Source organism: Chromobacterium sphagni (assembly GCF_001855555.1).
Classification (GTDB): domain Bacteria; phylum Pseudomonadota; class Gammaproteobacteria; order Burkholderiales; family Chromobacteriaceae; genus Chromobacterium; species Chromobacterium sphagni.
In genome coordinates this window covers 35,850-50,302 of sequence record NZ_MKCT01000002.1, presented here as the reverse complement: position 1 = coordinate 50,302, position 14,453 = coordinate 35,850, and the positions used below count along the sequence as shown (strand labels likewise).

Here is a 14,453-nt window from a genome sequence, read left to right as displayed (position 1 = left end):
GACGAGACAATGACATGCTGCAACTCCACGTCGATCAAGATTTTCTCAGCCCCTACGCGATGGCGGCTTTTGTGGCGCTGAGCGAGAAGGGGCTACCCTTTGACGTATGCGTCCGCGACCTGGGCGGCGGCGAGCAGTTCGAGTCCGCCTATCGCCGGCAATCGCTAACTTCCCGCGTTCCCATGCTGCGGCACGGCGATTTCTGCCTCAGCGAGTCCTCCGCCATCATCGAATACCTTGAAGAAGCCTACCCGGACACGGTCCGGGTGTTGCCGTGCGATTTGCGGCAGCGCGCCCGCGCCCGCCAGTTGCAGGCCTGGCTGCGCAGCGACCTCCTGTCTTTGCGCGACGAGCGCAGCACCGAGGTTGTGTACGGCTTGCAGCCGGCCTTGCCGCTGGGCGACGCGGCGCGCGCGGCGGCGCACAAGCTGATTGCCCTGGCCGAGGAAGTGGCGCCTGCCGACGGCGGCGACCTGTTCGGCGCCTGGAGCGTCGTCGACGCCGAGTTGGCATTGCTGTTGAAGCGGCTGACGGCGGCGGAGCTGCCGCCGCGGCTGGCCGTCTATGCCGAGCGGCAGTGGCAGCGGCCGTCGCTGGCGGCCTGGAGGGCGCGCCAGCCGGGATAATTGTTCTCTGTCAGTCCTATACTGATTGAAAACAGGCAGGGGAGGGAAGATGCGAACAGCGTGGTTGGGTTGCTTGCTGGCCTGCGCCTGTCTGCGGGCCGAGGCAGCGCCGCGCGAACTGTCTTTCGTCACCCAGCTGTTCCCGCCCTTCATTTCCCAGAGCGCGGCCGGCAAGCCGGGCGGCGCGCTGGTGGTCATCCTGCAAGAAGCCTGCCGCCGGCTGTCCTGGCGCTGCGATGTGCAGATCATGGTCTGGAAGCGGGCATTGCTCACCATCAACCAGGGCGGGGCCGACGGCCTGGTGCTGGTGCAGGACGCCCCGGAGCGGCGCGCGGTGATGGAGCTGTCGCGGCCGGTGCTGTCCAGCAGCTACGGCCTGTATGTGCAGGGCGGCGCGGCCTTGCGCTATCGGCGGCCGGCCGATTTGACCGGCCGCAATATGGCGGTGTACGGCCCGTCTCTGTCGCAGGACAATTGCGAGCGGCTGGTCAAGGGCGTGCCCGGCGTCAGCGTCGCGGTGGAGCTGGACCCGGAAACCGTGCTGCGCAAGCTGGCGGCCGGCCGCTACGGCAAAGAGGCGGTGGCCTTCTCCAACGACGATGTGGCGCGCTACTGGATGCGCCGCGACGGCCTGTCCAATATCCGCCAGCTGGCCGAGGTGCGCCCGCTCACCTATTTGTACGGCTTCACCCGCAGTCGGGTGCGGCCGGGCATGCTGGCCGAATTCAACCGCGCGCTGGACGACATGTGCCGCGACGGCAGCCTGCAGCGGCTGGCCGCGCCGTCCGGCATCCGGCTGGCGCCTTGCCGCTGAGTGGGGCAAGAATGGGGCAAAGCGGTTATCATGCAGGGATTCCCGGCCGCCGCGGCGGCGCCAACCAGTCGCGCAGAATCAAGCATAACCATGTCGCAACACACATTTTCCCCGGACGAGAACGTCCACTGCAGCCCGAAGGACTGGTACCGGATGGCCAGCGAAAAGCCTGGCTTCATCCATGACGAAGCCCAGGCGGCGGCCATAGAGCGGCTGGACAGCCTGTGGCACCAACTGGTGGACTTCAAGTCCAAGCGCAATCGCTTCCTGGGCCGCAGCCTGAGGAGCCCCGAAGTGCCGCGTGGCCTGTATTTCTGGGGCGGTGTGGGGCGTGGCAAGAGCTTCCTGATGGATGCGTTCTACGCCTGCGTGCCTTACCGCCGCAAACGCCGCATCCATTTCCATAACTTCATGGCCGAGACCCATCGCGAGCTGCGCAAGCTGGCAGGCAGTCCGGACCCGCTGCTGGCCTACGCCGACCAGATCGCCAAGGCCACCCGGCTGCTGTGTTTCGATGAATTCCACGTGTCGGACATCGCCGACGCGATGATGCTGGGCCGGCTGTTGTCGGCGCTGCTGGAGCGCGGGGTGGTGGTGGTGACCACCTCCAACTACGCGCCGGACGATCTCTATCCCAACGGTCTGCAGCGGCAGAACTTCCTGCCGACGATAGAGCTGATCAAGCGCGAACTGGATGTGCTCAATGTCGACGGCGGCAACGACTACCGGCTGCGCGAGCTGACGCGCGAACCGCTGTTCATGGTGCCGGACGATGCGGCGAACGGGGAAAAAATGATGCAGCTGTTCCGGCGCGTCAGCACCGGCCCCCAGTTGAAGCAGGGTGAGATCACGGTGCTGGGGCGCAGCATTCCGGTGAAAAGGATGTCGCCGGGGGTGATCTGGTTCGATTTTGCCGCACTGTGCGACGGCCCGCGCGCGCAGACCGACTATCTGGAAATCGCCAGCGGCTACCACACGGTGTTCCTGTCCGGCATCCCCAGATTGACCGCCAAGCAGGCTTCGGTGGCGCGCCGCTTCACCTGGCTGGTGGACGTGTTCTACGACAACCGCGTCAAGCTGATCGCCTCGGCGGCCGCCGCGCCGGAAGAGATCTACACCGAAGGCCTGCAGGCGGGGGAGTTTTTCCGCACCGCCAGCCGGTTGACCGAGATGCAGTCGAAAAGCTATCTGGAGCTGCCGCACCAGTCGATGGCGCAAAGCCACGATCAGCCGCCGCCGGGCGTGGCGGTGTAAGGCATCAGTTGCGCGCCGGCTGGATGTCCAGTTCCTGGATGTGGTCGGCGGCCATGATGTCGCGCGCCAGATCCACCACGCTGATGAAGGTGCGGCGGTTCTGCGCCGAGATCATGAAGTTCCACACGGTGCCGGCCTGATCTGCCCTGATGCTGATGCTCTCGTCGTGCAGCAGCAGGCCGGAGCGCGCCAGCCGCTGCTCCAGCGTCTCCACCGTCCAGTTGTGGTCGGGCATCAGCCTGATGGTGATGAACAGGCTGAGCCGGCGCGGCAGGATGTGCTCAATCCGGTTCACCACCACCACGAACGCCATGCACAGCAAGGTCAGCGCGATGGCGGCGGCGTAAAAGCCCACGCCCAGCAAAATACCTATCACCGAAGACATCCATACCGAGGCGGCCGAAGTCAGGCCGCTGATGCTCAGCCCTTCCTTCATGATCATGCCGGCGCCCAGAAAGCCTATGCCGGTGAGCACCCCTTGCGCCACCCGCGTCATGTCGCCATGCACCGTGTCCGGATTATGCCCGCCGTACCAGAAACCGGAATAGCCGATGATGCTGATTGCCGCGGTCGAGGCCATGCATACCAAGCCATAGGTGCGCATGCCGGCGGCGCGGCCGTTGTACCAGCGCTCATAACCCAGCAGGCTGCCCAGGCACAGGCCGCCCAGCAGGTTGCCCATTATCAGCAGGTTGACCTGCCATTTCGCCGCGCTCCAGTAAAGATCGATCAACTGCTGCCAACTCATGTCCATGGTGTCTCCGTGTATGCTATCCGACTTTGCTGCTTAGCTCGCCATCATCCCATATTTGCCGGCGGCTTACTCAGCGCCGCGGCGCGGCGCCTGCGATGGGCGGCGCGGACTGAATGGATTGGTGCAGATATTTTCATGTGGAACTATGTAGTTCATTCACTACATTTTTGGCGGAAACCTCTTCCTTGCCGGGCCGGAACTCTGTTATAACTTAGTGCTGATTACGTTTTAGCTAGAATTTTTCCGCTTTCGCACCGTGATGTAGCGAAGGTACAGGGAGGGTTGCATGACTCGGGTGTTGGTCATCGGCAGTATCAATATGGACCTGGTGGTTTCCGCCGGGAAGTTGCCCAGGCTTGGGGAAACGCTGATGGGAGAGGGCTTCGCCACCTATCCCGGCGGCAAGGGCGCCAACCAGGCGGTGGCCGCCGCCAGGCTGGGCGCGCAAGTCGCGCTGCTGGGTTGCGTCGGCAACGACGCTTTCGGCGCGGAATTGCGTCAGCACCTGCAGCGTGAGGGCGTGGACACCGCTTGCCTGCACTCGGTGGAGGCCGCCACCGGCATCGCCGTCATTACCGTGGCCGGCGGCGACAACGCCATCCTGGTGGTGCCCGGCGCCAACCACCTGTTGCAGCCCGCCCATCTGGACGCCGCCGAGCAGGCGTTCATCGATGCCGATGTGATCCTGACCCAGCTGGAAATTCCGCTGGAAACCGTGCAGCACGCCGCGATGCTGGCGGCGCGCCACGACAAGCCGCTGCTGCTGAACCCGGCGCCGGCCATCCCGTTGCCGGAAGCGCTGCTGGCGCAGATCGCGCTGCTGACGCCGAATGAACATGAATTCCTCACCATGCTGGCGCAACCCGACGCCGACTGGCGGGCTTTGCTGGTGGAGCAGCCGGGCAAGCTGGTGATGACCCACGGCCGCCATGGCGCCTATTACGCGATGATGCGCGGCAAGCTGCTGCACCAGCCCGGTTTCGCGGTGGAGGCGGTCGACAGCACCGGCGCCGGCGACACCTTCAACGGCGCGCTGGCCACGTTCCTGCCGTTGGGCCTGCCGCTGGCGGTGCGCCGCGCCGGCGCCGCCGGCGCCTTGTCGGTCACCCGCCACGGCGCGCAAGGCGGCATGCCCACGCTGGCCGAGCTGGACGCTTTCCTGGAGCGGCAGCCATGAAAAAGCACGGCCATCTGAACCGCGACGTCGCCCGCATCCTGGCCGGCATGGGCCATACCGACAGCCTGGTGATAGCCGATTGCGGCCTGCCCATTCCGCCCGGCGTCGAGTGCATCGATCTGGCGCTGCAATTGGGCCAGCCGGGTTTCGCCGCCGTGCTGGACAGCATCCTGGCGGATTTCCAGTGCGAGCGCGCGGTGTTCGCCATCGAGTGCCGCCAGCATAATCCGGCGGTGCTGGCGCAGGCGGAAGCCATCGCGCAGCAAGGCGTGGCGCTGGACTTCGTCAGTCATGAGGAGTTCAAGCAGCGTTGCCTGGCGGCGCGGGCGGTGATCCGCACCGGAGAGTGCACGCCCTATGCCAATGTGATCCTGCACTCCGGCGTGATCTTCTGAGGTGGCGGCGATGCAAGTGACCATGCGCGGCATCTGCAAGGCCTTCGGCCCGGTCAAGGTGCTGGAAAATGTGGAATTCAATCTGGCGGGCGGCGAAATCCACGCGTTGATGGGGGAGAACGGCGCCGGCAAGTCCACGTTGATGAAAATCCTCAGCGGCGTGCACTTGGCCGACGCCGGCGAGATCCTGCTGGACGGCAAGCCGCTGGCGTTGCCCGACACCGCGGCGGCCGAGGCCGCCGGCATCGCCATCATCCACCAGGAGCTGAACCTGATCCCGCAATTGTCGGTGATGGAAAACCTGTTCCTGGGGCGCGAGCCGTCGCGCTTCGGCATGATCGACTTCGCCGCGATGCGCCGCGAGGCGCGGGCGCGGCTGGAGGCGCTGGACGCAGGCGGGATCAGTCCGGACGCCGAGGCCGGCAGCCTGTCCATCGGCCAGCAGCAGATGGTGGAGATCGCCAAGGCGCTGGCGCTCGATGCCCGGGTGCTGATCATGGACGAGCCCACCGCGGCGTTGACCGAGCGCGAGATCGACACCCTGTTCGGCCTGATGCGCCAGCTGAAGCGGCAGGGTGTGGCCATCGTCTACGTCTCGCACCGGATGGAGGAGATTTTCCGCATCTGCGACCGGATCAGCGTGCTGCGCGACGGCTGTTTCGTCGGCGAGCGCGCCATCGCCGCCACCGATTTCGACGAAGTGGTGCGGATGATGGTGGGGCGCGAGATCGGCGACCGCTACCCGAAGCGCGAAGCCGTTCCCGGCGAGGTGAGGCTGAAGGTGGAAAATCTGGCCGACGAGGACATGATCTCGGGCATCAGCTTCGATGCGCGCGCCGGCGAGGTGCTGGGCATCGCCGGGCTGATGGGCTCGGGCCGCAGCGACATCCTCAAGACGCTGTTCGGCGCCAAGCGCCGCTGCGAAGGCAGCGTCAGCCTGGATGGCCAGCCGCTGGCGGCTGGCTCGCCGGCGGAGGCCATCGCCGCCGGCTTGGCTTTCGTGCCGGAAGACCGCAAGAGCAAGGGTCTGGTGCTGGGGATGTCGCTGCGCGAGAACGCCACTCTGGTGCACCTCTCGCAATATGCCCGGCTGGGCGTGGTGGACGCCGCCGCCGAGCGCCGGGCGGTGGATGGCCTGATCGCGCAGCTGCGCATTCGCGCCCGCGACGCGGAACTGGACGTGAAAGCCCTGTCCGGCGGCAACCAGCAGAAAGTGGTGTTTGCTAAATGGCTGGCGCGGCCGCCCAAGGTGCTGCTGCTGGACGAGCCCACTCGCGGCGTGGATGTCGGCGGCAAGGCCGAGATCTACCACATCGTCAACCAGCTGGCGGCGGCCGGCGTAGCCATCGTGATGGTGTCGTCGGAGCTGCCGGAAGTGCTGGCGCTGAGCAACCGCATCCTGGTATTGCGCGAAGGCCGCCAGGCCGACATTTTCGATGCCGCCGGCTGCACGCAGGAAACCCTGATGGCGGCGGCCACCGGCGCCGCCGGCTGATCGTCCGGCAGAACAAGAAGCAAAGATACGGAACCATGATGACTCCCAACCAGAAAGCCACCCTGCAACGCCTGGGCCCCTTCATCGCCCTGGTCGCGGTCGCCGTCGGCCTGTCCGTGATGAGCCCGGACTTCCTCACCGTCAACAACCTGCTCAACGTGATGCGCCAGGTTTCGATCAACGCGCTGATCGCCTTCGGCATGACGCTGGTGATCCTGCTGGGCGGCATCGACCTGTCGGTCGGCTCCATCCTGGCATTGTCCTCGGTCACCGCCGCCAGTCTGATGCAGGCCGGAGTCGATCCCATGCTGTCCACGCTGCTGGGCATCCTGGCCGGCGCGGCGATGGGCCTGTTCAACGGCCTGATCATCAGCAAGGGCAAGGTGGCGCCGTTCATCGCCACGCTGGCCACCATGACCATATTGCGCGGCCTGGCGCTGGTATTCTCCAACGGCAGTCCGATCACCGGCTTCCAGAGCGATGCCTTCGCCATGCTGGGCGGCGGCTATGTCGCCGGCCTGGTGCCGGTGCCGGTGGTATGGATGCTGATCATGTTCGCCGTGTTCTGGTTTGCGCTGAAGAAGACGGTGTTCGGTCGCCATCTGTACGCCACCGGCGGCAACGAGGACGCGGCGCGGTTGTCCGGCGTGAAGGTGGACCGCATCAAGCTGTGGGTGTACACCGCCTCCGGCGCGATGTCGGCGATGGCCGGCGTGGTGCTGACCTCGCGCCTCAATTCCGCGCAGCCCACTGCCGGCACCGGCTACGAGCTGGACGCCATCGCCGCGGTGGTGCTGGGCGGCACCAGCCTGACCGGCGGCCGCGGCTGGATCTTCGGCACGCTGATCGGCGCGCTGTTGATAGGCGTGCTCAACAACGGCCTTAACCTGCTGGGGGTATCGTCGTTCTACCAGCAAGTGATCAAGGGCGCGGTGATCCTGCTGGCGGTGCTGCTTGACCGCAGCAACAAGAAATAAGTCCGGCGGCTTTGGCCGCCATCCGCAGTGCAATCTGTCTATTTCTCAGGGAGTCTTGGCATGAAACGCATTCTCACCCCGCTGCTGGCCAGCGCGCTGGCCCTCGGCATCGCCGCTTGCTCCAAGCAGGGGCCGGGCAGCAGCGAGGCCGGCGCGCCGGCCGCCGACGGCAAGGCCAGCATCGGTCTGGCGGTATCCACGCTCAACAACCCGTTCTTCGTCGAATTGCGCGACGGCGCCGCCGCCGAGGCCAAGAAGGAGGGCGTCAACCTGATCACGGTGGACGCCCAGGACGATCCGGCCAAGCAGCAGGCCAGCGTGGAAGACCTGATCCAGAAAAAGGTGAGCGTGATCCTGATCAATCCCACCGACTCCGCCGCCGCCGCTAATGTGGTGAAGGAGGCGACGTCTAAGGGCATCAAGGTGGTATCGCTGGACCGCAGCGTCAACGGCGCCGAAGTCAGCGCCCACATCGCCTCGGACAATATCGCCGGCGGCATGATGGCCGGCCAGTACCTGCTGGGCAAGCTGGGCGGCAAGGGCCGGGTGGTCGAGCTGGAGGGCATCGCCGGCTCCTCCGCCGCCCGCGAGCGCGGCGAGGGCTTCCATCAGGTGGTGGACAAGAAGGAAGGCGTCAAGCTGCTGGCCAAGCAACCGGCGGATTTCGACCGTGCCAAGGGCTTGGCGGTGATGGAGAACATCATCCAGGGCAACAAGGATATCCAGGGCGTGTTCGCCCATAACGACGAGATGGCGTTGGGCGCGCTCAAGGCGATTCAGGCTGCGGGCCTGAAGAATGTGGTGGTGGTGGGCTTCGACGCCACGCCTGACGCGGTGGCCGCGGTGAAGGCTGGCGCGATGTCCGCCACGGTGCAGCAGCAGCCGGCGCTGATCGGCCAGTACGGCGTGCAGACCGCCAAGCGGCTGATGGACGGCCAGAAGGTCGACCGGTTCATCCCGGTGCCGCTGAATCTGGTCAAACAGTAAGCCGCGACAGGGCAGGCGGGACCGGCCGGATGGCTCGGGCCCCGTTTTGCCGGATTGCGTTTATCATGCTTTTTCTTTCGCCTCCGCACGCCATGCCATGAGCAGCTTCAAACGCCTCACCATAGACGACATCGCCCAATTGGCCGGCGTGTCGCGCACCACCGCCAGCATGGTGCTCAACGGCCACGCCGGGCGCTACCGCATTTCGCAGGCAACGGTGGACAAGGTGGAGCAGGTGGCGCGCGAGCAGCATTTCAATCCCTCGCAACAGGCGCGCAGCCTGCGCAGCCGGCGCAGCAGCAGCGTTGGTCTGGTGATTCCTGACCTGACCAACTCCACCCACGCCGCATTGGCGCAGGCGCTGGAGAACGGCTGCCGCGCGCGCGGCTATCAGCTGCTGATGGTGACCAGCGACGAGGATCCGGAACGCGAAAGCGCCGGCATCGGCCAATTGGCGGCTCGCCAGGTGGACGGCATGATCGTGGTGCCGTGCAGCGGCGAGGCGCAGCGTTATCAGCCGTGGACCAGCCGGCTGCCGCTGGTGTTCGCCGACCGCCATATTCCCGGCAGCGGCATTCCGTCCGCAGTCACCGACGCGGCCGACAGCGTGGCCAGGCTGCTGGCGCCGTTATTGGCGCAGGGCGTGAGCGAACTGGCGTATTTTGGCGGCCAGCCCGGCCTGTCGGCCAGCCGCGAGCGCCTGTCCGGCTATCATCAGGCGTTGCGGGGGCAGGGCATTCAACCGCCGCCGGACTGGGTGGCGGAGCGGGATTTCCAGCGCGAGTCCGGCTACCGGCTGATGCGCGATTGGCATCAGCGTCATGGCCGCTATCCGCAGGCCTTGTTCACCGCCTCCATCACCCTGCTGGAGGGCGTGTTGTCCTTCATCCGCGAGCGGCACCGGATGCGGCAGGCGCCGCAATACCTGCTGACTTTCGACGATCATCCGCTGCTCGATTGCCTGCCGTTGCCGATAGACGCCATCCGCCAGGATAGCCAGGCGCTGGCCGAGGCCAGCTTGGGGCAAGTGCTGGCTCTGCTGCACGGCGAGCCTTTGGCTGAAGCTGATATCCGCATTCCGGCCAGCCTCAATCTGCGCCGCATTCCGGCCTAGAGCGATTGTTCCGCGGCGGAGGTCGTGATGGCGGGGCGGCGCGATTCCTGCCGCCCGCGCCGCCGGAATCAGCTGGCGGGCTCGCCGGCGGCCCCAGGGTTTTCCGCGCCGTTCTGCAGGAAATCGCGCAGCATGGCCAGCACGATGGCGGGTTGATCCCGCGCCGCCCGCAGGCCGGCGTTCTGGATGATCACCTGCGATAGCTGCTGGTGCTGCCGGATCAGGCCGGCGGCCAGGCCGTACGGCCGCCAGGACTGGCGCTTCTGCTGGCGGAAGTTCGAGGCCTTCGACCACAGCAGGTTGTTGAGCCAGACGTCCATGCCCAGGTAGTTGCCCTCCATGCAGTACTCGCCGTGATAGAGCAATACCTTGAGCTGGTCCAGCAGGCGCGGGAACAGGTGGGCGGAATCGTCCAGCCAGGAAGCGTCCAGCAACTGCTGCGGCATCGTCTGCAACTCGTTGCGCGAGCGCGGGTCGATATGCAGCGCTTGCTGCACTGCGGGCTTGGCCAGGTATTCGCCGAGGCGCTGCCGATGGTTGCCGGGCGGTTGGCGGATATCGTGCTTGTCGCGGCCGGAGCATTGCTGGATGTAGTTTTCAATCGCAGTGGCGATCCGGCTGGCTTGCGCGCGCCGCAGCGGTATCGGCGAGGCCTGGGCCAGGGAAAAATCCTGCAGCATCTCCAGAGCGCGGTGCTTCTCCTCCAGATTGATCAGCCGGTGCTGGTAGGCGTATTCGATATAGCTGGGCAACTGGATCTCCGGCGAAATCTGGCCATTGCCCAGCCCCAGCCCCTTCAGCCGCACTTCCGGCTGGCCATAGCCGTTGCCGTCCAGTATCGAGCTGGCCAGGCGGGCGATGGTGTGGCCGGCCGATCCGCAGCCGAACAGATAGAAGTCCTGCTGGCGGTAGCAGGGCCAGCGCAGCAGAAACTCCTGCAGCGCGTGGTACAGCTGCTGGGCCGCCTCGTCGTAATTGTCCGGCAGGTAGCGCGGATGGGTGGAAAACGACAGGCCATTGCCGAGCGGCTGGTCGATGATCAGGTAATTGACATGGTGGTGCCAGCTGAAGGGATTGCTGTATACCCGGCCATTGGCGTCCAGCAGGTAGGGACCGTGCTCGTCGAACAGGTTGAACAGCGCGTTTTCGACCGGGTGGCTGTTGACCCATAGCAGCAGCGGGGCTTGTTCCGGATTGACGCTGGCTTCGCTGAACCAGAAATACAGCCAGCCGCCAGCGGCGTCGCCGACCGAGAGATAGCCGGCCAGTTGGGTGGTGTTGATGGCGCCGTAGTTGGGCAGATGGGTGAGTGTCGCGCTCTCAAACAGAAAGGGATTCACTTGAGCGTTCATGATTGATGCCCTCCCTGTCCGGTGAGTGATGATACTGGATCATCTTGTCTGTATGCATTGTAGTTGCCATTGCGCATGGCTGGCATTTCGTTCTGGAAAAGTGCCGTGATTATTCACAAGTTGTTGCAGTTAAGTTGTTCGACCCGATGGCCGCCTTGTGTGGGTAACGGCAGCTGATGCCGGTTTCGACCAACCTAGACGGAGCATGACCATGCTGAGCCTGTACACCAATATCGCCGCACTGAACACCAAGTCCAACATGAACTCCACCCAGAACGCGCTGTCGACCTCGATGACGCGCCTGGGCACCGGCCTGCGTATCAACTCCGCCATGGACGATGCGGCCGGCCTGCAGATCGCCACCCGTCTGGACGCGCAAAGCCGCGGCATGACCGTAGCGATGAAGAACGCCCAAAACGGCATTTCCATGATGCAGACCGCCGAAGGCGCGCTGAGCGAAGTGACCAACATCCTGCAACGGATGAAGGACCTGGCCACCGAAGGCGCCAGCAGCACCTCCACCGCCAACGACAAGACCGCGATGCAGTCCGAATTCGACGCGCTGGGCAAGGAGTTGGGCAACATCATGGGCAACACCACTTTCGGCGGCGAAAAGCTGCTGAAGGGCGGCAAGATGGCCGCCGCCGTGAGCTTCCAAATTGGCGCCAGCTCCTCCGAGACCATGGCTGTCGACCTGTCCACCCAGATGACCGCGCTGGACACCGGCCTGACCGCCGCTTCGGGCACCTACAAGGACCCGACCAAGGCCGGCACTGAAATCACCGGTCTGACCGCCGGCACGCCCGCCGCCATCATCGATACCCTGAACACCGCTATGGACAGCGTTGGCAGCGTGCGTTCCGCCCTGGGCGCCAACTCCAACCGTCTGGACCACGTGATCAACAACCTGTCCAACGTCAACAACAACACCCTGGCCGCCAAGGGCCGCATCATGGACACCGACTACGCCAACGAAAGCTCCAGCATGACCGCCAAGCAAATGCTGATGCAAGCCAGCACTTCGATGCTGAAGCAAAGCGGCAGCATGAACAGCCTGGCCATGTCCCTGCTGCAGTAATCGTGGATGGCGGCGGCGCAGGCCGCCGCAACGCAAGCCAGTGGGTATTCCACTGGCTTTTTTGCATTTGGCGGTGGCCAAAATGCGCCGGCTTGCCGGCGCAGGGATTTATTTGTCCATGCAAGGCTGGTTGTCTGCCCCGATGGATGAATATAATTGGCCATTTTTACGCGTGACGATGGGGATGGCTATGCGAAAGGCCTTGTGGGTGTTGATAGGCCTGTTCTTGAGCGCTTGCGCTTTGGCCAATGCGGATCCGGTGGTGCTGACGGTGTCCGGAAAAATCGGACGATTCACCGATGCCAAACGCGGCGTCTATCAGTTCCGCGACAGCGATCTGGCCCGCATGCGGCAGGTCAGTTTCACCACGACGACCAGCTGGACGCCCTCGGTGACCTTCAGCGGTCCGCTGGTGCGCGATATCCTGGCCAGGGTGGATGCCAAGGGCGCCACGGTGCGGGTGCTGGCGATCAATTATTACCGCTACGATATTTCCGTAGCCGAACTGGTGCGCGGCAAGGTGGTGCTGGCGCGGCGCATCGACAACAAGCCCTTTGATGTCGCGCATTACGGACCGCTATGGCTGATGTATCCGTTGTCCGACATGTCCGATGCCGATAAGGGGCCGCCGCTGGACGCCAAGCTGGTGTGGCAGGTGGAAGCCATGGAGGTGATGTGAGGCGCTCCCGGATCGGCAAATACATCCAGGCGCCGTGGTGGCTGGTGCTGTCGTTGCTGTTGTTGCTGCTGGCCGCTTGCTGGAACTTCTACCGGATGGACCGCGCCAGCGAGGCGCTGATAGGCAACGGCAAGAGCGAGCAGCAGTACTGGACCGTGGCCCAGCTGCATGTCGAGCTGGAGAGGACGCGCGCCGAGTTGATAGGCTATGCCGCCGACGAAAAGCAGTTTCCGGACTTGCAGCAGCAATTGCAGGTGCTGCAAAGCCGCTATCAGGTGTTCGAGGCGCCCAACAGCGTGCTGGTGCACCGCTTGCTCAGCCAGGTGGGCGGCTTCGACGCGCTGGTCGGCGCGCTCGGCCCGCTGTTGCGCGACAAGGCCTGGCAAGACCTTACGCCGGCGCAGGCGCGCAAGATGGTGGTGCGCATTGATGCGCTGCGGCCGGTGCTGGCCAATTTCGCGGTGCAGACCCGGGAGGCCGAGGTGTCGGCCCGGGTGGCGCGCAGCAGCGCGCTGGCCAGCCAGCGCTCGCAGATGCTGATATTGCAGCTGGTGTTGTGCGGCGGCATCTGCGGCGTGTTGCTGATGCTGATGCGCTATCGCGAGGTCAAGGATCTGGCCGAGGCGCGCCAATCGCTGCTCGAGCAGGAGCGGGTCGCGCATCAGGCCACCGTGGCGCTGGAACTCGACCGCACCACCTTCCTCGGCACGCTGGGGCATGAAATCCGCTCGCCGCTGCAATCGATGCAGATGTGCATCGAGCTGGTGGAGCCGGCGGTGCTGCCGCAGGGCCCGGCGCAGCTGGCGCTCAAGCGGCTGAAGGCCGGGATGGCGCAATTGGCGACCCAGGTGCACGACATCATGGATGTCTCGGCAATCAAGAACATGCAGCTGCGGCTCAATCCGGGCCGGATGAGGCCGGCGCATGTGCTGCGCACCGTGATCGATGTGATGCAGCCGCTGGCCGACTCCAAGGGGTTGAAACTGCGTTACGAGAGCCAAGCCTTGCCGGAGATGGTGTTGATGGACGAAATCCGTCTGCGCCAGATTGTCGGCAATCTGGTGTCCAACGCCATCCGCTATACCGATCAGGGCGAGGTCTTGGTGAGGGCGCGCGGCCAGATGTGCCAGGACCATCTCGAATTGTGGCTGCAGGTCAGCGACAGCGGCATCGGCATCGCCGAAGAGGACCGGCAGCGCGTATTCCAGCCGTTCAGCCAGGGGCGCAACCGCCGTCCCGGCAGCAGCGGCCTTGGCCTGTCCATCGTCAAGGAGCTGGTGCGCTTGTTTGGCGGTTGCATCGAATTGGATAGCACGGTGGGCGTCGGCACCGCTTTCACCGTGCGCCTTCCGATGCGCGAGGTGCTGGAGGCGACGGCCAGCCGCAGCTTGCTGCTGGTGGACGACGACGAGGTGATACGCGCGTCGCTGGGGGCGCTGCTGGCGCAGGAGGGCTTCCAGATCGCCTGCGCTTCCACCCTGACCCAGGCGGCCGATTGCCTGGCCAGACAACGTTTCGATATCCTGCTGCTCGACATGCAGTTGGGCGAGGAAAGCGGCTATCGTCTGGCGGAGCTGGCGCGCAAGCAGCCGCAGCGGCCGTTGATGCTGGCGATGAGCGCCAATCCCGACGAGTTCGCCGATGTGCGCGCCGCCTGGTTCGCCGCCCGGCTGGCCAAGCCTTTCGACGGCGACGCGCTGAGGGCCGCGCTGGGTGAACTACCTTTGTAGAAAGGCACCGCGCGCATAAGA

14 protein-coding genes are annotated in these 14,453 nt (G+C 65.1%); 12 read left to right on the top strand and 2 right to left on the bottom strand.

Translation table 11 applies throughout. The annotated features are described in order from the left end of the window. Positions 1-14: 14 nt before the first annotated feature. The 3 genes from yfcF to zapE all read left to right on the top strand — a co-directional run bounded on the left by yfcF (position 15) and on the right by zapE (position 2,694). Complete coding sequence (gene yfcF, locus BI344_RS06305; protein WP_083370099.1) at positions 15-626, top strand: glutathione transferase; 612 nt, start codon at positions 15-17, stop codon at positions 624-626. Between the two features lie 49 nt (positions 627-675). After that, positions 676-1,440, top strand: coding sequence for a substrate-binding periplasmic protein (locus BI344_RS06300; RefSeq protein WP_083370098.1), 765 nt, complete (start codon positions 676-678; stop codon positions 1,438-1,440). A 90-nt stretch (positions 1,441-1,530) separates the two neighbouring features. After that, positions 1,531-2,694: a cell division protein ZapE gene (zapE, locus tag BI344_RS06295; protein ID WP_071112135.1), complete on the top strand. Its 1,164-nt coding sequence runs from the start codon at positions 1,531-1,533 to the stop codon at positions 2,692-2,694. 4 nt (positions 2,695-2,698) lie between these two features. Here zapE and BI344_RS06290 read toward each other — a convergent pair whose 3' ends face one another. Further along, positions 2,699-3,448 (bottom strand): MgtC/SapB family protein, encoded by a 750-nt coding sequence (locus BI344_RS06290; protein WP_083339012.1) that lies wholly within the window; start codon positions 3,446-3,448, stop codon positions 2,699-2,701. A gap of 286 nt (positions 3,449-3,734) precedes the next feature. Here BI344_RS06290 and BI344_RS06285 point away from each other — a divergent pair, with 286 nt between their 5' ends. From BI344_RS06285 to BI344_RS06260, 6 genes are all read left to right on the top strand, one after another. Then, positions 3,735-4,625: a ribokinase gene (locus BI344_RS06285; RefSeq protein WP_071112134.1), complete on the top strand. Its 891-nt coding sequence runs from the start codon at positions 3,735-3,737 to the stop codon at positions 4,623-4,625. After that, positions 4,622-5,020: a D-ribose pyranase gene (gene rbsD / locus BI344_RS06280; protein ID WP_071112133.1), complete on the top strand. Its 399-nt coding sequence runs from the start codon at positions 4,622-4,624 to the stop codon at positions 5,018-5,020. The genes BI344_RS06285 and rbsD overlap by 4 nt, the downstream gene beginning before the upstream one ends. A gap of 10 nt (positions 5,021-5,030) precedes the next feature. Next, entirely contained in the window at positions 5,031-6,515 is a 1,485-nt protein-coding gene (locus BI344_RS06275; RefSeq protein ID WP_071112132.1) for a sugar ABC transporter ATP-binding protein, read from the top strand. 35 nt (positions 6,516-6,550) lie between these two features. Next, positions 6,551-7,492, top strand: a complete 942-nt coding sequence (locus BI344_RS06270) for an ABC transporter permease (RefSeq protein ID WP_338032398.1) — start codon at positions 6,551-6,553, stop codon at positions 7,490-7,492. A 60-nt stretch (positions 7,493-7,552) separates the two neighbouring features. Further along, positions 7,553-8,479: a ribose ABC transporter substrate-binding protein RbsB gene (rbsB, locus tag BI344_RS06265; RefSeq protein WP_071112131.1), complete on the top strand. Its 927-nt coding sequence runs from the start codon at positions 7,553-7,555 to the stop codon at positions 8,477-8,479. 97 nt (positions 8,480-8,576) lie between these two features. Continuing rightward, positions 8,577-9,593, top strand: coding sequence for a LacI family DNA-binding transcriptional regulator (locus tag BI344_RS06260; RefSeq protein ID WP_071112130.1), 1,017 nt, complete (start codon positions 8,577-8,579; stop codon positions 9,591-9,593). Between the two features lie 68 nt (positions 9,594-9,661). Here the strand turns inward: BI344_RS06260 and BI344_RS06255 are convergent, their stop codons facing one another. Further along, positions 9,662-10,945, bottom strand: coding sequence for a S10 family serine carboxypeptidase-like protein (locus BI344_RS06255; protein ID WP_071112129.1), 1,284 nt, complete (start codon positions 10,943-10,945; stop codon positions 9,662-9,664). A 211-nt stretch (positions 10,946-11,156) separates the two neighbouring features. Between BI344_RS06255 and BI344_RS06250 the strand changes: the two genes are divergently transcribed. The 3 genes from BI344_RS06250 to BI344_RS06240 all read left to right on the top strand — a co-directional run bounded on the left by BI344_RS06250 (position 11,157) and on the right by BI344_RS06240 (position 14,432). Beyond that, the gene (locus BI344_RS06250; RefSeq protein WP_071112160.1) at positions 11,157-12,023 is read left to right on the top strand and encodes a flagellin N-terminal helical domain-containing protein; all 867 of its coding nucleotides are present in this window, start codon (positions 11,157-11,159) and stop codon (positions 12,021-12,023) included. Between the two features lie 190 nt (positions 12,024-12,213). After that, complete coding sequence (locus BI344_RS06245) at positions 12,214-12,702, top strand: putative pterin-binding protein (RefSeq protein WP_139166901.1); 489 nt, start codon at positions 12,214-12,216, stop codon at positions 12,700-12,702. After that, positions 12,699-14,432 (top strand): ATP-binding response regulator, encoded by a 1,734-nt coding sequence (locus BI344_RS06240; RefSeq protein ID WP_071112127.1) that lies wholly within the window; start codon positions 12,699-12,701, stop codon positions 14,430-14,432. The genes BI344_RS06245 and BI344_RS06240 overlap by 4 nt, the downstream gene beginning before the upstream one ends. Positions 14,433-14,453 lie beyond the last annotated feature (21 nt).

Coding starts and splice junctions, on each gene's coding strand:
- yfcF (WP_083370099.1), top strand. CDS start 15: ATGCTGCAACTCCACGTCGATCAAGATTTTCTCAGCCCCTACGCGATG.
- BI344_RS06300 (WP_083370098.1), top strand. CDS start 676: ATGCGAACAGCGTGGTTGGGTTGCTTGCTGGCCTGCGCCTGTCTGCGG.
- zapE (WP_071112135.1), top strand. CDS start 1,531: ATGTCGCAACACACATTTTCCCCGGACGAGAACGTCCACTGCAGCCCG.
- BI344_RS06290 (WP_083339012.1), bottom strand. CDS start 3,448: ATGGACATGAGTTGGCAGCAGTTGATCGATCTTTACTGGAGCGCGGCG.
- BI344_RS06285 (WP_071112134.1), top strand. CDS start 3,735: ATGACTCGGGTGTTGGTCATCGGCAGTATCAATATGGACCTGGTGGTT.
- rbsD (WP_071112133.1), top strand. CDS start 4,622: ATGAAAAAGCACGGCCATCTGAACCGCGACGTCGCCCGCATCCTGGCC.
- BI344_RS06275 (WP_071112132.1), top strand. CDS start 5,031: ATGCAAGTGACCATGCGCGGCATCTGCAAGGCCTTCGGCCCGGTCAAG.
- BI344_RS06270 (WP_338032398.1), top strand. CDS start 6,551: ATGATGACTCCCAACCAGAAAGCCACCCTGCAACGCCTGGGCCCCTTC.
- rbsB (WP_071112131.1), top strand. CDS start 7,553: ATGAAACGCATTCTCACCCCGCTGCTGGCCAGCGCGCTGGCCCTCGGC.
- BI344_RS06260 (WP_071112130.1), top strand. CDS start 8,577: ATGAGCAGCTTCAAACGCCTCACCATAGACGACATCGCCCAATTGGCC.
- BI344_RS06255 (WP_071112129.1), bottom strand. CDS start 10,945: ATGAACGCTCAAGTGAATCCCTTTCTGTTTGAGAGCGCGACACTCACC.
- BI344_RS06250 (WP_071112160.1), top strand. CDS start 11,157: ATGCTGAGCCTGTACACCAATATCGCCGCACTGAACACCAAGTCCAAC.
- BI344_RS06245 (WP_139166901.1), top strand. CDS start 12,214: ATGCGAAAGGCCTTGTGGGTGTTGATAGGCCTGTTCTTGAGCGCTTGC.